Source organism: Serratia sp. MF1(2023) (genome assembly GCF_030954545.1).
Lineage (GTDB): Bacteria > Pseudomonadota > Gammaproteobacteria > Enterobacterales > Enterobacteriaceae > Serratia > Serratia sarumanii.
Genome location: NZ_JAVHUX010000014.1, coordinates 177461 through 198214, shown reverse-complemented (window position 1 = coordinate 198214; position 20754 = coordinate 177461). Strand labels below are relative to the sequence as shown.

The following is a 20754-nucleotide window of genomic DNA, read 5'->3' as shown; positions in this document are numbered from 1 at the left end:
CGTCACGCGGCGCCTTCTGCCTTACTGCGCCGCCGCCGCGCTCTCCTGCGGCGGGTGGCGATAGTTGAAGCTCAACGCGAACACGATCCCCAGCACCAGCGTATACAGCGCAAACACCAGCCAGATGCTCTGCCAGTCTTTCACGCCGTCATGGCTGAAGAAGTCCACCACCTCGCCGCTGGCAAGCGCACCCAGATAGGCGCCCAAACCGTTCACCATGGTCATGAACAGCCCCTGCGCGCTGGCGCGGATGCGGCGATCGGCCTCTTTCTCGACGAAGATGGCGCCGGAGATATTGAAGAAGTCGAACGCACAGCCGTAGACGATCATCGACAGCAGCAGCAGAACGAAACCAAAGCCGACCGGCGTGCCATAGGCCAGGAACAGGAAGCGCAGCGTCCAGGCCGCCATGCTGATCAGCATCACCTGCTTGATGCCGTAACGGCGCAGGAAGAAGGGAATGGTGAGGATAAAGAATACTTCGGAGATCTGCGACAGCGACAGCAGCACCGCCGGATACCGGACGCTGAGGCTGTCCTGATACAGCGGGTTGAGCGACAGATCGTGCAGGAACGGGTTGCCGAAGGTATTGGTTATCTGCAGCGCCGCGCCAAGTAACATGGCGAACAGGAAAAACAGCGCCATGCGCCGCTGGCGGAACAGCACCAGCGCATCCAGCCCCAGCACGCTCACCCAGCTCTTCGACTCGGCCGCGCGGTTGGTCGGGCAGCGCGGCAGCGTCAGTGAATAAGCGGACAGCAGCAGCGACGCCGCAGAAGCCAGATACAGCTGCAGATTGCTGAGCTCGATTCGGCTAAAGCCGACCAGCCACATCGCCAGAATGAACCCCACCGTGCCGTACACCCGCACCGGCGGAAAGTCCTTCACCGTATCAAAGCCGTGCTTTTCGAGACAAAAATAGGAAATGGCGTTGGAGAGCGCGATGGTCGGCATATAGACCATGGCGTTGAACAGCATCACCCAGAACATCAGCATCGGTTGCTCGACCTGCGCCGCGCAGTACAGCGCCAGCGCCCCGAGTAGATGACAAAGCGCATACAGGTAGTTGGCCTTCATCCACCGATCGGCGATGATGCCCGCCAGCCCCGGCATGATCAGCGCGGCGATGCCTTTGGCGCTGTAAACCATCCCCACCTGCATGCCGCTGAAATGCAGCGTGTTGATCATGTAGGAGCCCAGCGTCACCAACCAGGCACCCCAGATAAAGAACTGCAGGAAAATCATGACCTTCAATCGTGCTTTTATCGCCATCGCCATCACCTTGTTATTATGCTTTCAACGATGATTGGTGCGGCGGGCCCCCTGCAGCCCGCCGCCGGTTTGCCTGCGGTGTTACAGCGTTTTGAACAGCTCGCGGATCAGGCGCATGAAATCGTCCGCCGCCAGCGCCGCGCAGCTGAGCGTTTGTTCATGGGAGAGCGGCGTATCCGACAGCCCTTCGGCGTAGTTGGTCATCGCGGACACCACCAGCACCTTGAGGCCGCAGTGGCGCGCCGTCAGGACTTCCGGCACGATCGACATGCCCACCACGTCGCAGCCCAGGGTCTGCATCATGCGGATTTCCGCCGGCGTTTCGAAATTCGGCCCGGTGTAGGCGGCGAACACCCCTTCCGCCAGCGGAATGCCCGCGCTTTCGGCTACCGCCGCCAGCCGGGCGCGCAGATCGCGATCGTAGGCGTTCGCCAGGCTGAAGAAGCGCGGCCCGAAGCGCTCGTCGTTGGCGCCGACCAGCGGCGATTCCGGCATGAAGTTGATGTGATCGGTGATGGCCACCAGGCTGCCCGGCGCCACCGAGCGGCGCAGCGAACCGGCGGCGTTGGTCGCCAGCAGGAATTCGCAGCCCAGCAGTTTGAAGGTGCGCACCGCGGTGGTCATCACCTGCATGCCGCGCCCTTCATAGAAATGACCGCGCCCTTTCATGCACAATACCGGCACGCCTTCCAGCTTGCCGGCGACCAGCTGCCCGGCATGGCCGGCGACGCCGCTCACCGGGAAGCCCGGCAGCTCCGCGTAGTCGATGGTGACGGTTTCGGTCATCACCTCCGCCAGGGCGCCGAGCCCGGAGCCGAGAATCAAGGCCGCTTTCGGCTGGAAACCCGGCAGGCGTGCGCGGACGGCATCGGCGCAGGTAAAAGCATCTTCTTGATTAAACATCGTATTCTCTCTTTCAGCGGGGGATAATAATCCCCATAGTAGAGAGCGAGGCGCGGCCGAGACCAATACATTCTTGGCGGCCGATTTATTCCATTTACCTATAAGTTGAGCTGCGTCACAAGGAGGCGATACCCCGGATGAACCCGCCCCATGCCCTGCCCGATCCCGGCCGGATTAACTTCCGCCTGCTGCACTATTTCCGCGTGGTGGCGGAAGAGATGAACTTCACCCAGGCGGCGCGGCGGCTGAATATGTCACAGCCGCCGCTCAGCAAGCACATCAAGGAGCTGGAAAGCCAGCTCGGCGTGGTGCTGTTCAAACGCACCACCCGCTCCATGACGCTGACGCCGGCCGGCCGCACGCTGCTGCGCAACGTCGAGCGGCTGCTGGATCAGGCCGACAGCGCGCTGCATCAGGTGCAACAGATGGGGCGCGGCGAAGGCGGCCACATGGTGGTCGGCATGGTCGGTACCTCGGCGCTGCGGCGGTTCAGCGAGCAAAACGCCGGCGTCACCTGGTCGTTGAACGAGCTGACGCCCAGCCAGCAAATCGCCGCGCTGCAAAAGCGGCATATCGATATCGGGGTCTGGCGAGAGGCGCAGCAACAGACGCTGCCGGGGTTAACCTGCCAACGCTTGGCGAGCGAGAGCATCGCCGTGGTGCTGCCGCTCGATCATCCGCTGGCGCAGCAGGAAAGCATCCCGCTGGCGGCGCTGCAGAACGACAGTTTCATCGTGCTGCCGCCGCACGAGGCCAGCCTGGGGCTGTATCTGCACAATCTGTGCCTGCAGCAGGGATTTTTGCCGGACGTCGCTTATCAGGTCAACGAACCGCAAACCCTGCTGGCGCTGGTGGCGGAGGGCTGCGGCATTACGCTGCTGCCGGACAGCTACGGCCGCATCCCGTGGCCCGGCGTCCGCTTTTGCTCGCTGCAGCAGGCGCCGCCGGCGGATCTGTACGCGGTTTACCGCGCCGACAGCGTCACGCCGGTCGTAGAGGCCTTTCTGGAGATGCTGCGGGCGCCGTAAGCGGCCCGCAGCGCAGATTACATCGTCGGCTGCACCATCAGCTGGCCGGCGGTGCCGCGATCGGCCATCTCCAGCGTCTGGCTGTAATACAGGAACGGGAAGTGTTCGGAGGTAGGTTGGTTGAAATACACCAGCAGCTCGACGTCGCCATCGACCCAGACGGTGTCCTTCCAGCCGCGATCTTCCGCCATCGGCTGCGCGCCGTTGACGCGTTTGATCAGGAACTGCACGCCCTGAATATGGAACGACTGCGGCGTATCCGCATGAATGTTCCAGCGTTCCCAGGTGCCTTGCTGCGCCTGCACGTCGATGCGGTTCATGTCCCAAATCGCGCCGTTGATGCCGACGCCGCCGTCGCCCAGGCGGAAATCGCGGGTGCGGCTGGCGCTGCCGTCCAACAGCTGATCCGCCAGCAGGCGCATCGGCAGGTTGTCGGTCACCAGCGGCAGCAGGCCGGTCGGGCGCAGCGTCAGCACCTGGGTGGACACCAGAATGCTCGACGGCTCGAACAGGCCGCGCAGGCGATCCATGATGCCCGCCGCTTCACCGGCGGTGATGGTCACCTCCTCGCCCTTCGACATATCGATCAGCACCTCCCGGCGTTCGCCCGGCGCCAGCGACAGCTGCTGCACCGCGACCGGCGCGGGCAGGAAGCCCTGATCGCTGGCGATCACGTTGAATGGGCGCCCGTCGCTGAGCTGCAGAGTATAGCGGCGCGCGTTGGAGGCGTTGAGCAGGCGCAAACGCACCCAGCCGCGCGACACCTCGACATACGGATTTTGCACGCCGTTGACCAACAGCGTATCGCCGACGAAACCGCCCTGCGACGGCGCATCGTATTGCGGCGTGCCGAAGTTATCGAAGCGCTTGTCCTGAATGATCAGCGGGAAATCGTCGACGCCGTAGTGGTTGGGCAGCGGCAGCGCTTTGCTGACGGCATTCTCCACCAGCCACAGCCCGGCCAGCCCGTTGTAAACGTGCGGCGCCATGCGGTTCGGCGTATTGGCATGGTACCAACAGGTGGCCGCCGCCTGACGAATAGGCAGCACCGGCGACCAGTCGACGTTGGGCGACATCATGCGCGGCGCGCCGCCCATCAGCGTGCCCGGCACCTGCAGACCGCTGACGGTCATCGCCACCGGCTCCTGCAGGCGGTTGCTGTAGATCAGTTTGACGTCGTCACCGCTGTAAACCCGCACCGTCGGCCCCAAATACATGCCGTTGATGCCCCACACCGCCGCCTTGCGGTTATCCATAAACGCCCAGTGGGCGCGCTGCAGGGTCAGGAACAGCGGCTGACCGCGGCGAGACTCCAGCAGCGGGGGGATGGGTAATGGGGTCTGCGTTCCGCTCGCCTCTGCCCTCAGCGGCACGGCGCTCGCGCACAGCGCCAGGCCCGATGCCTGTATAAACTGACGTCGACTGAGTGACATATTTTCTCCATGAAAAGCAATAACTAAACCGTGTGCAAAACCCAAACGCCCGCCAATCAAGATTAGCAGGCGCTCAGGCGTTAACGGCGCTGAACGCCAATTAAAAACGTATTCTTTGAAGCCGGTAGACTCTTATTTTTTGGCGGCGTTGCGCTGGGCGACTTCGGCGTCCAATTGGGCGATTTTCGCCTCCATCAGCTCGCGGCAATGCGCCGCCAGCTCGCGCACGTTTTCTTTGCCGTATTTGCTGGTATCCACCGGCGCCAACATCTCGACGATCACGTGACCGTTATTCCAGCGATTAAGATTTATATTACCGCTGGTGGTCGATACGCAGATCGGCACAATCGGCACGCCGGCGGCGATGGCCGCGTGGAACGCGCCGGTTTTAAACGGCATCAGCCCGCGACCGCGGCTGCGGGTCCCTTCCGGGAACATCCAGATCGAAATGTCTTTCTTTTTGAACTGCTCCGCCACCTGGGCGATGGTGCCGTGCGCCTTGGCGCGATTATCACGATCTATCAGCAGATTACCGGTCAGCCAATACAGCGGGCCGAAAAACGGGATCCACACCAGACTTTTTTTACCGACGGTCACGGTGCGCGGCTGCACGATATTGGCGGCCGTCACCATGTCGTAGTTATTTTGGTGGTTGGCGATATAGATGCAGTTGCCGTTGTTGGCCGCATCGGCCGGCACGCGGGTTTCAACCTTGATGCCGAACAGCGTCGACAGGCGGCCGAAAAGGTGGCCGAAGGTCGCCACGTGGCGGGGATTGCGCGGGCTGAACAAGCAATAAACAGAACCGAAAATACACACCAGAATACAGAAAAGAGTGGCGAGAACGGCACGCAAAATCAATAACATAACAACCTCATTAGCACACTGCCAACGCAGTTTACTTCGCTGCGCAGATTCCTTTACTCATTATTTGCCGGCCAGGCGATAAGCACGCCGATGTCGCCTGCCTTTCTCGCTATTTTCCCGCCAGCCGGCAATACGCACAATAATTTTATGCGCAGAAATGTTAACTATTTGGAAAATAAACGCCAGTAAAAATAAATAAGGCGGCCACAGCATGCTGCGACCGCCCGTTAACGCTGGCGCCAACGCTTACTCTTCGCTGTCGCCGCCCGACGCCCGCACCGGCGCATCCACTTCGACGCGATCGATGCGCTGCAGGCCGCGCGGCAGCTGGGTGCCCTTGCGCCCGCGCTCGGCGCGGAATTTCTGCAGATCCTCCGGCCGCAGCGTCAGCTTGCGTTTGCCGACGTGCAGCGTGACGGACGCCTGCGGCGGCAGCACAAACAGCCAGGCCAGCTTGTCGTCACCGGCCGCCGCCTGGGCTGCCGGAATGGAGACGATCTTGTTGCCTTTGCCCTTCGACAGCTGCGGCAGATCGGCGACCGGGAACATCAGCATGCGCCCGGCGGCGGTGATCGACAGCAGCATGTCGTCTGCGCCGTGGATTTCCATCGGCGGCAGCGCCCTGGCGTTGTCCGGCAGCGTGATCATCACCTTGCCGGCGCGGTTGCGCGCCACCAAATCGTTGAAGGTGCAAACGAAGCCGTAACCGGCATCGGACGCCATCAGCAGCTTCTGATCGTCGGCCGCCATCAGCACTTGCTCAATGGTGGCGCCCGGCGGCGGCGTCAGCTTGCCGGTCAGCGGCTCGCCCTGCCCGCGCGCTGAAGGCAGCGTCATCGGATCGAGCGCATAGCTGCGCCCGGTGGAGTCGATGAACACCACCGGCTGGTTGCTCTTGCCGCGCGCCGCGCCGCGGAAGCTGTCGCCGGCCTTGTAGCTCAGGCCGGCCGGATCGATGTCGTGGCCCTTGGCGCTGCGCACCCAGCCCATTTCAGACAGCACGATGGTCACCGGCTCGGACGGCACGAAGTCGTGCTCGCTCATCGCCTTGGCTTCCGCGCGCTCGGTCAGCGGCGAACGGCGATCGTCGCCGTAGGTCTGCGCATCGGCCTGGATCTCTTTCTTGATCAGCGTGTTCAGCTTGCGCTCGGACGCCAGCAGCGCCTGCAGCTGATCGCGCTCTTTCGCCAACTCATCCTGCTCACCGCGGATCTTGACCTCTTCCAGCTTGGCCAGGTGACGCAGTTTCAGCTCGAGGATCGCTTCCGCCTGGGTATCGGAGATGCCGAAACGCTGCATCAGCACCGGCTTCGGCTCATCTTCGCTGCGGATGATGTGGATCACCTCGTCGATATTGAGGAACGCCACCAGCAAACCTTCGAGGATATGCAGGCGTTTCAGCACCTTCTCGAGGCGGTAGTTCAGGCGGCGGCGCACCGTGTCGCGACGGTAGGCCAGCCATTCGGTGAGGATCTCCACCAGCCCTTTGACCTGCGGGCGGTTATCCAGACCGATCATGTTCATGTTGATGCGGTAGCTGCGTTCCAGATCGGTGGTAGCGAACAGGTGGTTCATCACCTGCTCCAGATCGATACGGTTGGAGCGCGGCACGATCACCAGGCGCGTCGGGTTTTCGTGGTCGGACTCATCGCGCAGATCTTCGACCATCGGCAGCTTCTTGGCGCGCATCTGGCTGGCGATCTGCTCCAGCACCTTGGCGCCGGACACCTGGTGCGGCAAGGCGGTGATCACCGCGCTGCCGTCTTCTTTCTTCCACACGGCGCGCATGCGCACCGAGCCGCGCCCGCTCTGGTAAATTTTGCGGATTTCATCGCGCGGGGTGATGATCTCGGCTTCGGTCGGGAAGTCCGGCCCCTGCACGAATTCGAGCAGATCGTCGAGTGAGGCGCCCGGCTTGTCGAGCAGCGCCACCGCAGCGGCGGCGACTTCGCGCACGTTGTGCGGCGGAATGTCGGTCGCCATGCCGACGGCGATGCCGGTGGTGCCGTTCAGCAGGATGTTCGGCAGGCGCGCCGGCAACATCTTCGGCTCTTGCAGCGTGCCGTCAAAGTTCGGGATCCAGTCGACGGTGCCCTGCCCCAGTTCGGCCAGCAAGACTTCGGCATATTTGGACAGGCGCGATTCGGTATAACGCATCGCCGCAAACGACTTGGGATCGTCCGGCGCCCCCCAGTTCCCCTGGCCGTCCACCAGCGGATAGCGGTACGAGAACGGCTGCGCCATCAGCACCATGGCTTCATAACACGCGCTGTCGCCGTGCGGGTGGTATTTACCCAGCACGTCGCCCACGGTGCGGGCGGATTTCTTGAATTTGGCGCTGTTGTTCAGCCCCAGCTCAGACATGGCGTAGATGATGCGGCGTTGTACCGGCTTCAAACCGTCGCCAATGTACGGCAACGCCCGATCCATGATGACGTACATGGAATAGTTCAGATAGGCGTTTTCAGTGAATGTGTGCAGCGGTAAACGCTCTACACCATCATGAGTCAGATCACTCATTACTCAATTATCCTCAGACCGTGGCTTGGCAATCCCTGGACGACAATAAGGCATCGCTTGTCGATTCTGCCCGCGATAGTAACCCATCTGCGGGGTGGCTGTCACAGTTGGCGCAAGGATCGTCGGCCGAAGGCGCTGCCGCCGGGACGTTTAGGCAAAATTCCATCGCGATTGTTGATTAATAATCAACACTGTTGTGTCTGTCGTCACGTTTTTACTTGCCTGGTCAGCGATTACACTCTCGTTCAGTAAGCTGTTTTTGCGCACCGCAGCGGAAAACGGCATCTATCTTAACTCTGACGAGAGACGCAAAAGATGAGCAATATCCTGATTATCAACGCTAAAAAGCAATTCGGCCATTCCAACGGCGAACTCAACCAAACCCTGAGCGACGTGGCGGAAAGCTTCTTGCGCGATCTGCAGCACGAGGTGCAGGTCACGGTGGTCGACGACGGCTATGACATTGAGGCCGAAGTGCAGAAATACCTGTGGGCCGACGCGGTCATCTATCAGATGCCGGGTTGGTGGATGGGCGAGCCGTGGATCCTGAAAAAATACATCGACGAAGTGTTCACCGCCGGCCACGGCAGCCTGTACGCCAGCGATGGCCGCACCCGCTCCGACGCCGGCAAGAAGTACGGCTCCGGCGGCCTGATTCAGGGCAAAAAATACCTGCTGAGCCTGACCTGGAACGCCCCGCTCGAAGCCTTCACCGATCCGAACCAGTTCTTCCACGGCGTCGGCGTCGACGGCGTTTACCTGCACTTCCACAAGGCCAACCAGTTCCTGGGGATGGAAGCCTTGCCGACCTTTATCTGCAATGACGTGATAAAACAACCGGATATCGAAACGGACATCGCACGTTATCGCGAGCATCTGGCGGGAATTTTTGCTTAACTGGCAGCGAAGGGCTTAACCAACGAGGTAATGATGATCACCGTAATCGCAGAAATCAAAGTCAAACCCGGCCACCGCGCCACCGTGTTACAAGCCATTGAAAAACTGGTGCCACTGGTGCTGGCGGAAGAAGGCTGCGGCGAATACACGCCGATGGTAGACAGCCACACGCAGGCTCCCTGGCAGAAACTGTCGCCGGATTCGGTGTTTATGCTGGAAAAATGGCAAAGCCAGGCGCATCTGGAAAAACACCTGCAGATCGACCATATGCTCAAGCACCGCGAAACCATCAAGGACTACGTGCTGGGCACCGAGATCTACGTGCTGGAAAACGCGCTGTAATCCCTTCAGAGGCCCTCTGCGGCCTCTGGCGGCTCTCCCTCAAGGCGGGCGCTGACGTAGTCGAGAAAACAGGTGAGGCGCGCCGCCAGCTGGGCGTCGTGGTAATACACCGCGTTGATCGGCTGGCGCACGTCCAGCGTCTCCCGCACCAGCAGCGGTACCAGCCGGCCCGCTTCCCGATCGCGGCGGGTCATGAAGTCCGCCAGTTGGACAATGCCCGCCCCGCGCAACGCCAACTCACGCAGCGTCTCCCCGCTGGAGGCCGAGATCGTCGGTTCGATGGCGAAATGCCGCGCCTGCCGGTGACGCAGCGGCCACTGGTTCAGCGATTCTGGGTAGGTGAATCCCAACAGGCAATGGCGGTGCAGATCTTCCACGCCGCGCGGTTCGCCATGCCGTTGCAGGTAATCCGGGCTGGCGAGGATGCGCAACCGGCTGTGCCCCAGCAGGCGCGCATGAAGCGTGGAGTCACGCAGCGCGCCGATGCGGATCGCGATATCGGCGCGTTTCTCCAACAGGTCGATATTGCGATCGTCGGTGTCAAGCTCCAGCTCAATCTGCGGATAACGACGGCGGAACTCCGCCACCATCGGCACCAGCACGTGCGCCATGAAAGGGGCGGCGGCGTTGACCCGCAGCCGACCGGCGGGCAGCTGGCGCCGCAGCGCCATCAGTTCTTCGGCCTGATCCACCGAACGCAGTATTTCGCGCGCAGGCGCCAGGAAGCTCTGCCCTTCTTCGGTCAGGCTCAGGCGACGCGTGGTGCGGCGCAAGAGCGTAGCGTCGAGTTTCGTTTCCAGGCGGCTGAGTGCGCGGCTGACGCCGGAGGTGGTTTGGCCGAGCCGATCGGCGGCGGCGGTGACCGAACCGCTGTCGACCACCGCAGTGAACGCCAGCAGCTCTTCGAGGGTGATCTTCACGCGGTTCGCCCCAGGTTGACGGGCGCCGCATGCAACGCCCTGCGGGAAAGCAGGCCCGGCGTTTCACCGGGCCAGGGTCAGGCTCAGACCGCCAATTCGGCCATGTCGCCCTTGTCTTGCAGCCAGTTGCGGCGATCTTCCGAACGCTTCTTGGCCAACAGCATGTCCATCACCGCCAGCGTCTGATCGACGTCATCCTCTGCCACCGTCAGTTGCACCAGACGGCGGGTGTTCGGATCGAGGGTGGTTTCGCGCAGCTGCAGCGGGTTCATCTCGCCCAGCCCTTTAAAGCGCTGTACGTTCGGCTTGCCCTTCTTGCGCTTCAGCTGTTCCAGCACGCCGGCTTTCTCTTCTTCATCCAGCGCGTAGAACACCTCTTTACCGAGATCGATACGGTACAGCGGTGGCATGGCGACATAGACGTGGCCGCCTTTCACCAGCGAGCGGAAGTGGCGCACGAACAGCGCGCACAGCAGCGTGGCGATGTGCAGGCCGTCGGAGTCCGCATCCGCCAGGATGCAGATTTTGCCGTAGCGCAGCTGGCTGAGATCTTCGCTGTCCGGATCGATGCCGATCGCCACGGAAATGTCGTGCACTTCCTGCGAGGCCAGCACTTCGTCCGAAGACACTTCCCAGGTGTTCAGGATCTTGCCCTTGAGCGGCATGATCGCCTGATATTCGCGATCGCGCGCCTGCTTGGCCGATCCGCCCGCCGAGTCCCCTTCCACCAGGAACAGTTCGGTCATGGCCAGATCCTGCGAGGTGCAGTCCGCCAGCTTGCCCGGCAGCGCCGGCCCGCTGGTCAGCTTTTTGCGCACCACTTTCTTGGCGGCGCGCAGGCGGCGCTGGGCGCTGGAGATCGCCAGCTCGGCCAGCTGTTCCGCCGCCTGAACGTTCTGGTTCAGCCACAGGCTGAAGGCGTCTTTCACCACGCCGGAAACGAAGGCCGCGCACTGGCGCGAGGAGAGACGCTCTTTGGTCTGCCCGGCGAACTGCGGATCCTGCATCTTCACCGACAGCACGTAGGCACAGCGATCCCAGATATCCTCCGCCGACAGCTTCACGCCGCGCGGCAGAATGTTGCGGAATTCGCAGAACTCGCGCATCGCGTCCAGCAGCCCCTGACGCAGGCCGTTGACGTGGGTGCCGCCCTGCATGGTCGGGATCAGGTTGACGTAGCTTTCGGTCAGCAGCTCGCCGCCTTCCGGTAGCCACAGCAGCGCCCAGTCCACAGCTTCGGTGTCCCCGGCGAAATTGCCGACGAACGGCGCTTCCGGCAGGGTAATCAGGCCGTTGACCGCTTCCATCAGGTAGTCGGTGAGGCCGTCCTGATAGCACCAGCGCTGTTCGGTGTTGTTCACCTTGTCGATAAAATAGATCTCGACGCCAGGGCACAGCACCGCTTTGGCTTTCAGCAGGTGAGTCAGGCGCGATACCGAGAAGCGCGGGCTATCGAAGAACTGCTCATCCGGCCAGAAGTGCACGCTGGTGCCGGTGTTGCGTTTGCCGCAGGTGCCGGTCACCGTCAGATCTTGCACCTTGTCGCCGTTTTCGAAGGCGATGCCGTAGACGTTGCCGTCGCGGCGCACGTTGACTTCCACCCGCTTCGACAGGGCGTTGACCACCGAGATCCCCACGCCGTGCAGGCCGCCGGAGAACTGGTAGTTTTTATTCGAGAATTTACCGCCGGCGTGCAGCCGGCACAGGATCAACTCAACCGCCGGCACGCCCTCTTCCGGGTGGATGTCCACCGGCATGCCGCGGCCGTCGTCGATCACTTCCAGCGACTGATCGGCGTGCAAAATCACGTCGATGCGCTTGGCGTGACCGGCCAACGCTTCGTCGACGCTGTTATCGATCACCTCTTGGCCGAGGTGGTTTGGGCGCGTCGTGTCGGTATACATGCCGGGACGACGGCGCACTGGTTCTAGACCGCTGAGTACTTCAATGGCATCAGCGTTATAGCTGGATTGAGTCATCGTTGATTATTTTTTCGTGGTTAAAGGGAGGTGCCGGAACGGTCCGTCAGACCGCGTTTAGCCCTAAAAAATCCACAATCTGGGGGAAGTAGTGCTCGAAACCGACGAAGGCGTGGTTTCCACCCGACTCCACCGTTTGCCGACACGCGGTGTAATACGCCACTGCCTGGCCGTAATCGAGAATTTCATCGCCCGTTTGCTGCAGCAGCCAGATTAAATCCGGCGACTCCAAGGGATCGATCTGCATCACTTTCAGATCGTAAACGTGACGAGACTCTAACACATATTGCTGGCCGGTGTAGGGGTTCTCGTTGGCGCCGAGATAGTCGACCAGCAGCTCAAACGGCTTGACCGCCGGGTTGACCACCACCGCCGGCAGCGAAAAACACTGCGACAGCCAGGTGGCGTAATAGCCGCCGAGCGAAGAGCCGACCAACCCGAGCGTTTGGCCGGCGCGCTCCAGCACCAGATTCTCCAGCATCTCGGCGGCCTCCGCCGGAAAAGCCGGCAGCTGCGGCACCAGCATCTGGATATCGGGATGGTGCTCAGCCAGCCAGGCCTTGAAGGCCACCGCCTTGGCCGACTGCGGCGAGCTGTTGAAACCGTGCAGGTAGAGCAGTGTCGAAGGCATCAGTATCCATCCGAGTCCATATCGGGGCGGAAATCGTCGTTTTCCAGGCGGAACACCTGCGTCTCGACGCGGCCATCCGGCAACAGATCGAGGTAGCGCCAGCCGGGGGAGACGTCGTCGATGGTGAAGTTCGTGCAGTGCGGCTTGAATTGCACGCAGGTCGAGGGCGTCGCCAACAGGCGCCGGCCCTGCCATTCCAGATCCAGATCCTGGTGAATGTGCCCGCACACTACGGTATTCACTTTCGGATAACGCAGCAGGATCGCACCCAGCATATGCGGGTTGCGCAGGCTGTGCTGATCGAGCCAGGTACAGCCGGAAGGCAGCGGATGATGGTGCAGCAGCAACAGCGTATAGCGCTCGGGGTGAGCCTGCAGGCAGCGCTCCATCCATTCGAGCTGGTATTCGCTCAATTCGCCGTGCGGTACGCCGAACACCTGGCTATCCAACATCAGCACTTGCCAGCTGTCGCCCAGCAGCACCTGTTTGGAAGGCGCAATGCCGGCGGCGGCCAACGCGTCGACCATCGCCGGTTGAAAATCGTGGTTACCCGGCAGCCACACGCAGGGGGCCGGCAGTTGCGCGATGCCGGCGGCGAAGTGGCGGTACGCCTCCTGCGAATGATCCTGCGCCAAATCTCCCGTGGCGACGATCAAGTCGACATCGCGGCGCTGCGCCTGGATGGCGTCCAGCACCGCGTGATAGCTGCGATAGGTATTGATGCCGAGCAACGTCTCGTGTTCGCCGGCAAAAAGGTGGGTATCTGTTATTTGTAGAATCCTGACCGCGGCCCCACTCGCCACGGGCAGTTTAAACAGGCTTTCCAAATGGTGTCCTTTGTTATTTCAGTCTGTCTAACAAACCGGAACCGCCATCGCTCCATGCGCCAAACAGTAGCGCAGCCAATCAGCAAGAAACTGGTTAATTTGATGCTTTTCGTCGCGTTGATGCAACTTTTTATTAGGATAATCATAACGCGCTTTAAAGCGATAGATCTGCTGACTGGAACACACTTCCGCAACCATGGCGTCATGGTACAGCCGCACCGTCATCGCGGGCAGGCTCCAGTAGCTGACCGCCGGAAAAATCTGCTCGATCTCCACCAGCGACGTGTAACGCGTGGACTCAACGATGGTCAAACGATAGCCGGCGCCGTTCACCTGATAAGTCACCGTTTCGCCCGCTTCGTCGTTGCGCGGCAGCAAGCGGCGCAATTGCGCGAAGTTGGTTTCGCACAATCTCATCATTTCGGGGAAATCAGGGGTATAGCGCTGTTTCATTAGTTGGCCCACTCTTTTCTCAACGATTCATGGTGCAACGCCAGCCATTGCAATGCAATCACTGATGCGGCGTTATCGATCGCGCCCTCCTCAACCCAGCGGTAAGCCTGCTCGCGGCTGACCACGTGGACGCGGATATCTTCATGTTCTTCCGCCAGGCCGTGGATGCCCTCAGCGGTACCGGCGTCCACCTCGCCGACCATGATCGACAGACGTTCGCTGGTGCCGCCGGGGCTGGCCAGGTAGCTCAGCACTGGCTTGCAGCGCCCGACCACCACGCCGGCCTCCTCCTGCGCTTCGCGGCGGCACACGTCCTCGACGCTTTCGCCGGTCTCGATCATACCCGCCACCATTTCCAGCAGCCAGGGCGAATGGCTGGTATCAACCGCGGCGATGCGCAGTTGTTCAATCAGCACAACCTCGTCGCGCACCGGATCGTAGGGCAGCAGCACCGCCGCATGGCCGCGTTCGAAAATTTCACGCGTGATTTCAGGGCTCATTTCGCCATTGAACAACCGATGGCGAAACCGGTATAAATTGAGTGAAAAAAAACCACGGTACAGCGTCTCGCGTGCAATAATTTCTACATCTTTTTTCTCGAAAGTAACGGGCGACGGCTGCGAACGGTTCATGCGCGAATTCTCCTGCTTGAGTATGCCGATAAAATAATCGGTTTTGATGACAGAAACAGCGGGACTCTCCGCCGCGGCTTTATGTTAGGCTGTTTTCCGCCGCCGGATGCGGCACGTTTGTGCGCTCGCAGGTAATAGCGGGAAACAATCCGGATTGTCAGCCATAATATCAGCTGCAGTCGACCCGGGCAGTACGCCAAGGTAAATGGGCGGTCTGAAAGGTGAAAGTTACGTGAGATGGCACATTCAGCCACCTGATGCGTACCCCAGACTCTGCTAGAATCGGCAACTATTTCGTCTATCGTCAGCGCTAACATAGCAATATTGCTGCACAACAAGGAATGCAAATGAAGAAACTGCTCCCCCTTCTTATCGGACTGAGCCTGGGCGGCTTCAGTGCAATGAGCCAGGCAGAGAACCTGCTGCAGGTCTACAAACAGGCCAGGGAAAGTAACCCGGATCTGCGCAAAAGTGCTGCTGACCGCGACGCCGCATTCGAAAAGATCAATGAAGCGCGCAGCCCGTTGCTGCCGCAGCTCGGTTTGACCGCAGGTTACGATTACACCAACGGTTATCGTGACAGCAATGGCGTTAACAGCAACGTGACCAGCGGTTCGTTGGCGCTGACGCAAACTATTTTCGACATGTCGAAATGGCGCCAGCTGACGCTGCAGGAAAAGACCGCCGGCATCTCCGACGTCACCTTCCAGACCGCTGAGCAGCAGCTGATTCTCAACACCGCCACCGCCTACTTCAACGTGCTGAAGGCGATCGACACGCTGTCCTACACCCAGGCGCAGAAAGATGCGGTATACCGCACGCTGGATCAAACCACCCAGCGCTTCAACGTGGGCCTGGTGGCGATCACCGACGTGCAGAACGCCCGCTCGAACTATGACACCGTGCTAGCGGCGGAAGTCTCCGCCCGCAACGATCTGGATAACGCGCTGGAAACGCTGCGCCAGGTGACCGGGGCCTTCTACCCGGAGCTGGCCTCGTTGAATACCGATCGCTTCAGTACCCAGCGCCCGGAAGCGGTGAACAACCTGCTGAAAGAAGCGGAAGCGCGCAACCTGAGCCTGCTGTCCGCCCGTCTGAGCCAGGACCTGGCGCGCGAGCAAATCCGCGCAGCCCAAACCGGCTATATGCCGACGATTGACGTCAGCGCGTCAACCGGCATCAGCAATACCAAATACAACGGCTCCAACACCGGCGGCGCGAATGCCGCACGCTACAGCGACTCCGATGCGGGCCAAAATAAGGTCGGCATCAGCTTCAACCTGCCGCTGTACAGCGGCGGCGCGACCAACTCGCAGGTCAAACAAGCGCAGTACGGCTTCGTCGGCGCCAGCGAGCAGTTGGAAAGCTCACACCGCAGCGTGGTGCAGACCGTGCGTTCGTCGTTCAACAACGTTAACGCCTCGATCAGCAGCATCAACGCCTACAAACAGGCGGTGATCTCCGCGCAAAGCTCCCTGGACGCGATGGAAGCCGGTTATCAGGTCGGTACCCGCACCATCGTCGACGTGCTGGACGCCACCACCACGCTGTATAACGCCAAACGTCAGCTGTCCGACGCGCGTTATACCTATCTGATCAACCAGCTGAACATCAAGTCGGCGCTCGGCACGCTGAACCAGAACGATTTGCTGCTGCTGAACGGCGCGTTGGGCAAACCGGTGTCGACCGCACCTGACGCCGTGGCGCCGCAGAATCGCGCGCAGGACGCCTATGCAGACGGCTATCAGGACAATGCGCCGATGCAGCAAACCGCGGCGCCGGTACCGGCGGCCACTCGCGCATCCGCGCCGGCCGTGACCACCAGCCAACCGGCTCGCAACAGCGGCAACCCATTCCGCAACTGATGCGCGCACATTGATAAACACGGGGTTCGGCCTGCGCCGCGCCCCGTTTTTTTTGCCTCGATTTCACCACTTCTGCCCGCCGTCTCACAGCCGCCGCCACGTCAGGTGGTATCATTGTCACTCTCGTTTTCGCAGTCTGGATGAGGTTCGATGGACAACGATTCACGCTGGCAGCGGCTGATTAACGACGGCGAACTGCCGCCGCCGCTGCGCCCGGCACAGGCGGTTTACGCCTCCTGGCTGCGCTGCCGCAGCCTGATGCAGCCCGACGTCTGGCAAGCACCGCACCGCGCTCAGGGCGCCACCTTCGAATCGATTTGCCGCCGCAAGAACGATCTGCTGACGCTCGGCCAGGCGGCGCTGGAAGACGCCTGCGAGTACATGGAGCCACGGTGTTGCCTGTTGATGATCCTCGACGAGAGCGGCTGCATGCTGTGGTGCTGCGGCGACGCCCAAACCTGGGAACATTTACAGCAACTGGGGTTCGCCCCCGGCGCTTACTGGGCCGAAGGGCAGATCGGCACCAACGCCCCGGCGCTGGCAGCAACGGAAGGCCACCCGGTGCGGGTGAGCGGCGGGGAGCACGTGCGCCGGGCGCTGCACGGCTGGTCGTTCTGCGCTACGCCGGTCTACGACAACAGCGGCCGCCAGCGCGGCTCGATCGCGCTGGGCTGCCTGCTGGCCGATTGCGCCGCCGGCGATCTGTCGCTGACGCTGGCCATCGCCCGCGAAATCGGCAACTCGCTGAACGCCGACGGCCTGCTGGCGGAATCCAACCGCCATCTGAATCAGCTTTACGGCCTGCTGGACGGCGTGGACGACGGCGTGATGGCCTGGGATCACCGCGGCTATCTGCAATACATCAACCAGCGCGCCGCCGCCCTGCTGAAGCTGGACGAGCAGCAGAGCCAGGGCAAACCGCTGGCGCAGCTGCTGACGCTGCCCGCCCTGCTCAAGCGCGCTATCGCCGACCGGCAGCCGCTGCAACACGTCGAAGTCACCTTCGAAAGCCAGCGGCAGTTTATCGCCGCCTTGCTGACGCTCAAGCCGATTTTCGACGGCGATCGCTGCAGTTTCATCGCCCTGCTGCACCCGCTCGAGCGGCTGCGCCAGTATGTCAGCAGCCAGTTGGGGCGCGTCAGCCACAGCTTCGAGCAAATGCCCTCCGCCTCGCTGGAGATGCGGCGGCTGATCCGTTACGGGCAGCAGGCGGCCAAGGGCCAGCATCCAATCCTGCTGCGCGGGGAGGAAGGGGTTGGCAAAGAGCGGCTCAGCCAGGCTATCCACAACGCCGGCGAACGCGCCGCCGGGCCGTATATCGCCCTCAACTGCCAGCTGCTGCCGCAGGCGCAGGGGCTGCGTGAACTGCTGGGCAGCGACGCCAACGAAGAAGAGGCGGGCCAGCTGAGTAAATTCGAATTGGCCAACGGCGGCACGCTGTACCTCGAACAGATCGAATACCTGCCGGCGGAGATGCAGTCGGCGTTGCTGCAGGTGCTGAAAACCGGCGTGGTGATCCGCCTCAATTCCAGCCGGGTGATCCCGGTCGATGTCCGAGTCATCGCCGGCAGCGCCGCCGATCTGCCGCTGCTGGTGCAGCAAAACCGCTTCCGCCGCCAGCTGTTTTACAGCCTGCAGGCGTTCGAGATCCAGATCCCGCCGCTGCGCCAGCGGCTGAGCGATATTCCGCTGCTGGTCAAACACCATCTGCGCACGCTGGAGCAGCATTTTCAGTGTCGCTTTCGGGTGGATGACGAAGTGATGGCCCAGCTGGCGCTCTACCTGTGGCCGGGCAACGATTTGGAACTGAAAGGGGTGGTGGAGCGCGCGGCAATGATCTGCCACGGCCACCACATCCAATTGGCGGATCTGCCGGCGCACCTGCTCGGCCAGCCGTCACTGCTGGAAAGCGATCCGCAGCCCGGCGCGCCGCTGCTGACGCTGACGGACATGGAGCGCCAGGCGATCCTGCGCGCGGCGACCGTCAGCCGCGGCCAGCTGACGGAAATGGCGCAGCTGCTGGGCATCGGCCGCACCACCCTGTGGCGGAAGATCAAACAGCACGGGATCGACATCCGCCAGTTCAAGCTGCGCGCCTGAACGCCTAGTGGCTGAGCTGCAGTACCCCGCGCGCGGCGTCCAGCATCGCCTTTTGCCCGCTGCGGGTTTTGCTCAGGCAATCCTGCATGCCGACCACCATCGGCATGCCCATCGCCTTCGCCAGAATGGCGCTGTGCGACAGGGCATTGCCGCCGCTCAGGCAGATGCCGAGCACCAGCCGCCTGTCGAGCATCACCACCTCCGAAGGCATCAGTTCGTCCATCACCAGTATCGACGGCTCTGCCAGCGCAATCGTCGGTAACGGCAGCCCCTGCAGATGGCACAGCGTGCGGCGCAGCATGTCGCGCACGTCCAGTTCGCGCGCCCGCATGTAGTCGTCATCCAGCTCGCGGTACTCTTCGGCGATCGCCTCCAGCACCTGTCGCCAGGCCTGCTCGGCATTGCACAGCTGCTGCGCGATGCGGGTGTACGCCGCCTGCTGCAGATCCGGATCGTCCAGCAGCATGCTGTGGGCGCCGAAGATCGCCGCTTGCGGCTTGCCGATCAGCGTGCCGGTGCGCTCTGCCAGCCGGTTCAGATCGCTCAGCGTGCGCTGCAGCGCCTCACGCAGGCGTTGCTGTTCGCCCAACACCTCGTCCGCGCCGATTCGTCGATCGACGATTGGTGGCCAGAAGCTGTGGGCCTGGAACACCGGCCCGCTGGTGACGCTTTCCGCCACCGGAATGCCATGCAGCGAAGGCTGCTGCCGCTCGGAAACCGTCTCGCCGAAATGTTGTTCCGCCAGCGCGTTGAACGCCGCCAGCGCTTCGTCCGCCTGCGCGCCGTCGGCGATCAGGCGAATAGTGTCGCCGTGGCGCACCTGCAGCAGCGCCAACTGATTGAGGCTGCGCGGATCGACGCACTGCCCCTGTTTTTCCAGCACCAGCTCGGCCTTGAACGGCGCCAGCGCCTCGACCAACCGCGCCGCCGGGCGCGCGTGCAGCCCATGCGGGTTTTGCACCGTCCAGGTTGCGCTTTTGCCCTGCGCCAGCGGCAAGGCCGCGCTTTTTGCGGCCGGCGAGCCTTCGCCCAGCTGCGCCTGTTTGGCCTGCAGCGCGCCCTGCGCCTCCGCCACCACCTGCTCCAGCGCGGCACCAGAGTTGGCGGCCACCACCGCCGCCAGCGTGCCTTCGACCAGCGGCGCCGCACACAGCCGCACTTTGACAGCCACGTCCGGATCCAGCAGATCGAGCGCGGTTTCGGCGCTGAGCAGCGCGCTGCCCAGATCCATCAGCACCAGAACGCCGTCGCCGTCGGCGACCGCTTCGATCGCCTCCATCACTTTGACGGCGTCCGTGCCGATCGGGTGCTGCTCGTCATCCACGCCCGCCGCCAGCGCCAGTTTGCAGCCGTCGCCGCGCATCATCTGCCGCGCCAGTTGCTCAACGCCGCGCGCCAGCAACGCGCTGTGCGAAACCACCACGATATTAATCATCTCGCCTCCTGCTAGCTGCCGGCGACCTCGGCCAGCGTTTTCATCATCAACATCACCGAAGTGGCGCCGGGATCCTGGTGGCCGATGCTGCGCTCGCCCAGGTAACTGGCCCGCCCCTTGCGCGCCTGCATGGTAATGGTGCTCTCCACCGCCCGCTCGGCGCTGTCGGCGGCGCGCTGCAGCGCCTCCGCCACGCTCAGGTTCTGCTGCGCGGACTGCCCGAGGCTTTCCACTACCGGCCACCAGACGTCGCACATGGTCTTGTCGCCCGGCTCCGCCTTACCGCGCATCACCACGCCTTCAACCCCCTCTTGCATCATTTGATGCAGCTCCGCCAGATCCAGGCTTTGCTTGGCGTTCGCCGCCTGCGCCGCGCGGATGAAGAAGGTGCCGAACAGCGGGCCGCTGGCGCCGCCCACGCTCGACAGCAGCGTCATGCCGGTGTTTTTCAGGATGAAGCCGATATCTTTGTCCGCCACCGACGGCAGCTTTTCCACCACCTTGTTGAAACCGCGATTCATGTTCAAACCGTGGTCGGCATCGCCGATCTCGGTGTCGAGCCGGGTCAGAAAATCGCGCTCCCGGCTGAACACCTCGCCGCAACGCATCAGCCAATCGACAACCTGTTGTTTGGTCAACGCCATGATTCC

18 protein-coding genes are annotated in these 20754 nt (G+C 62.2%); 5 read left to right on the top strand and 13 right to left on the bottom strand.

The window, feature by feature from the left end:
* Nucleotides 1–21 precede the first annotated feature (21 nt).
* Together REA38_RS08875 and xapA are read right to left on the bottom strand one after the other, a co-directional pair.
* Nucleotides 22–1272 (bottom strand): nucleoside permease, encoded by a 1251-nt coding sequence (locus tag REA38_RS08875; RefSeq protein WP_033649108.1) that lies wholly within the window; start codon nucleotides 1270–1272, stop codon nucleotides 22–24.
* A gap of 81 nt (nucleotides 1273–1353) precedes the next feature.
* The gene (xapA, locus tag REA38_RS08870) at nucleotides 1354–2175 is read right to left on the bottom strand and encodes a xanthosine phosphorylase (protein ID WP_047570483.1); all 822 of its coding nucleotides are present in this window, start codon (nucleotides 2173–2175) and stop codon (nucleotides 1354–1356) included.
* 137 nt (nucleotides 2176–2312) lie between these two features.
* Between xapA and REA38_RS08865 the strand changes: the two genes are divergently transcribed.
* A complete protein-coding gene (locus REA38_RS08865) occupies nucleotides 2313–3203 on the top strand; it encodes a LysR family transcriptional regulator (protein WP_308885709.1) in 891 nt (296 codons plus the stop codon).
* 17 nt (nucleotides 3204–3220) lie between these two features.
* Here REA38_RS08865 and ftsP read toward each other — a convergent pair whose 3' ends face one another.
* The 3 genes from ftsP to parC all read right to left on the bottom strand — a co-directional run bounded on the left by ftsP (nucleotide 3221) and on the right by parC (nucleotide 8023).
* Nucleotides 3221–4636 (bottom strand): cell division protein FtsP, encoded by a 1416-nt coding sequence (gene ftsP / locus REA38_RS08860; RefSeq protein ID WP_308885707.1) that lies wholly within the window; start codon nucleotides 4634–4636, stop codon nucleotides 3221–3223.
* 132 nt (nucleotides 4637–4768) lie between these two features.
* On the bottom strand, nucleotides 4769–5503 hold the full coding sequence (locus REA38_RS08855) for a 1-acylglycerol-3-phosphate O-acyltransferase (protein WP_033636057.1): 735 nt from the start codon (nucleotides 5501–5503) through the stop codon (nucleotides 4769–4771).
* 246 nt (nucleotides 5504–5749) lie between these two features.
* Entirely contained in the window at nucleotides 5750–8023 is a 2274-nt protein-coding gene (parC, locus tag REA38_RS08850; protein ID WP_033636058.1) for a DNA topoisomerase IV subunit A, read from the bottom strand.
* A 315-nt stretch (nucleotides 8024–8338) separates the two neighbouring features.
* On the opposite strand from parC, the gene REA38_RS08845 reads away from it, so the two are divergent.
* Nucleotides 8339–8920, top strand: coding sequence for an NAD(P)H-dependent oxidoreductase (locus REA38_RS08845; RefSeq protein WP_033636059.1), 582 nt, complete (start codon nucleotides 8339–8341; stop codon nucleotides 8918–8920).
* Between the two features lie 33 nt (nucleotides 8921–8953).
* Nucleotides 8954–9262: a putative quinol monooxygenase gene (locus REA38_RS08840; protein ID WP_033638602.1), complete on the top strand. Its 309-nt coding sequence runs from the start codon at nucleotides 8954–8956 to the stop codon at nucleotides 9260–9262.
* Between the two features lie 5 nt (nucleotides 9263–9267).
* Here REA38_RS08840 and REA38_RS08835 read toward each other — a convergent pair whose 3' ends face one another.
* From REA38_RS08835 to nudF, 6 genes are all read right to left on the bottom strand, one after another.
* Nucleotides 9268–10182 carry a LysR substrate-binding domain-containing protein gene (locus REA38_RS08835; protein ID WP_047570479.1) on the bottom strand — a complete coding sequence of 305 codons (915 nt, stop codon included), beginning with the start codon at nucleotides 10180–10182 and terminating at the stop codon, nucleotides 9268–9270.
* An 83-nt stretch (nucleotides 10183–10265) separates the two neighbouring features.
* Nucleotides 10266–12161 carry a DNA topoisomerase IV subunit B gene (gene parE, locus REA38_RS08830; protein WP_025304305.1) on the bottom strand — a complete coding sequence of 632 codons (1896 nt, stop codon included), beginning with the start codon at nucleotides 12159–12161 and terminating at the stop codon, nucleotides 10266–10268.
* Nucleotides 12162–12207: 46 nt separating this feature from the next.
* A complete protein-coding gene (gene yqiA / locus REA38_RS08825; protein ID WP_038879469.1) occupies nucleotides 12208–12792 on the bottom strand; it encodes an esterase YqiA in 585 nt (194 codons plus the stop codon).
* Entirely contained in the window at nucleotides 12792–13619 is an 828-nt protein-coding gene (gene cpdA, locus REA38_RS08820; protein WP_033636061.1) for a 3',5'-cyclic-AMP phosphodiesterase, read from the bottom strand. The genes yqiA and cpdA overlap by 1 nt, the downstream gene beginning before the upstream one ends.
* Nucleotides 13620–13646: 27 nt before the next feature.
* Entirely contained in the window at nucleotides 13647–14072 is a 426-nt protein-coding gene (locus REA38_RS08815) for a DUF1249 family protein (RefSeq protein WP_004937244.1), read from the bottom strand.
* Complete coding sequence (gene nudF / locus REA38_RS08810; protein WP_033649068.1) at nucleotides 14072–14704, bottom strand: ADP-ribose diphosphatase; 633 nt, start codon at nucleotides 14702–14704, stop codon at nucleotides 14072–14074. The genes REA38_RS08815 and nudF overlap by 1 nt, the downstream gene beginning before the upstream one ends.
* Nucleotides 14705–15051: 347 nt before the next feature.
* On the opposite strand from nudF, the gene hasF reads away from it, so the two are divergent.
* Both hasF and dhaR read left to right on the top strand, forming a co-directional pair.
* Nucleotides 15052–16569 (top strand): multidrug efflux transporter outer membrane subunit HasF, encoded by a 1518-nt coding sequence (gene hasF, locus REA38_RS08805; protein ID WP_033649067.1) that lies wholly within the window; start codon nucleotides 15052–15054, stop codon nucleotides 16567–16569.
* A 150-nt stretch (nucleotides 16570–16719) separates the two neighbouring features.
* Nucleotides 16720–18669 (top strand): dihydroxyacetone kinase operon transcriptional regulator DhaR, encoded by a 1950-nt coding sequence (dhaR, locus tag REA38_RS08800; protein WP_308885703.1) that lies wholly within the window; start codon nucleotides 16720–16722, stop codon nucleotides 18667–18669.
* Between the two features lie 4 nt (nucleotides 18670–18673).
* Here the strand turns inward: dhaR and dhaM are convergent, their stop codons facing one another.
* Both dhaM and dhaL read right to left on the bottom strand, forming a co-directional pair.
* Nucleotides 18674–20104, bottom strand: a complete 1431-nt coding sequence (gene dhaM, locus REA38_RS08795) for a dihydroxyacetone kinase phosphoryl donor subunit DhaM (RefSeq protein WP_308885702.1) — start codon at nucleotides 20102–20104, stop codon at nucleotides 18674–18676.
* Between the two features lie 11 nt (nucleotides 20105–20115).
* A complete protein-coding gene (gene dhaL, locus REA38_RS08790) occupies nucleotides 20116–20748 on the bottom strand; it encodes a dihydroxyacetone kinase subunit DhaL (RefSeq protein ID WP_033636066.1) in 633 nt (210 codons plus the stop codon).
* Nucleotides 20749–20754: the final 6 nt, after the last annotated feature.

Excerpts from the sequence above, each read along its gene's own strand:
- REA38_RS08875 (WP_033649108.1), bottom strand. The coding sequence starts at position 1,272 with ATGGCGATAAAAGCACGATTGAAGGTCATGATTTTCCTGCAGTTCTTT.
- xapA (WP_047570483.1), bottom strand. The coding sequence starts at position 2,175 with ATGTTTAATCAAGAAGATGCTTTTACCTGCGCCGATGCCGTCCGCGCA.
- REA38_RS08865 (WP_308885709.1), top strand. The coding sequence starts at position 2,313 with ATGAACCCGCCCCATGCCCTGCCCGATCCCGGCCGGATTAACTTCCGC.
- ftsP (WP_308885707.1), bottom strand. The coding sequence starts at position 4,636 with ATGTCACTCAGTCGACGTCAGTTTATACAGGCATCGGGCCTGGCGCTG.
- REA38_RS08855 (WP_033636057.1), bottom strand. The coding sequence starts at position 5,503 with ATGTTATTGATTTTGCGTGCCGTTCTCGCCACTCTTTTCTGTATTCTG.
- parC (WP_033636058.1), bottom strand. The coding sequence starts at position 8,023 with ATGAGTGATCTGACTCATGATGGTGTAGAGCGTTTACCGCTGCACACA.
- REA38_RS08845 (WP_033636059.1), top strand. The coding sequence starts at position 8,339 with ATGAGCAATATCCTGATTATCAACGCTAAAAAGCAATTCGGCCATTCC.
- REA38_RS08840 (WP_033638602.1), top strand. The coding sequence starts at position 8,954 with ATGATCACCGTAATCGCAGAAATCAAAGTCAAACCCGGCCACCGCGCC.
- parE (WP_025304305.1), bottom strand. The coding sequence starts at position 12,161 with ATGACTCAATCCAGCTATAACGCTGATGCCATTGAAGTACTCAGCGGT.
- yqiA (WP_038879469.1), bottom strand. The coding sequence starts at position 12,792 with ATGCCTTCGACACTGCTCTACCTGCACGGTTTCAACAGCTCGCCGCAG.
- REA38_RS08815 (WP_004937244.1), bottom strand. The coding sequence starts at position 14,072 with ATGAAACAGCGCTATACCCCTGATTTCCCCGAAATGATGAGATTGTGC.
- nudF (WP_033649068.1), bottom strand. The coding sequence starts at position 14,704 with ATGAACCGTTCGCAGCCGTCGCCCGTTACTTTCGAGAAAAAAGATGTA.
- hasF (WP_033649067.1), top strand. The coding sequence starts at position 15,052 with ATGAAGAAACTGCTCCCCCTTCTTATCGGACTGAGCCTGGGCGGCTTC.
- dhaR (WP_308885703.1), top strand. The coding sequence starts at position 16,720 with ATGGACAACGATTCACGCTGGCAGCGGCTGATTAACGACGGCGAACTG.
- dhaM (WP_308885702.1), bottom strand. The coding sequence starts at position 20,104 with ATGATTAATATCGTGGTGGTTTCGCACAGCGCGTTGCTGGCGCGCGGC.
- dhaL (WP_033636066.1), bottom strand. The coding sequence starts at position 20,748 with ATGGCGTTGACCAAACAACAGGTTGTCGATTGGCTGATGCGTTGCGGC.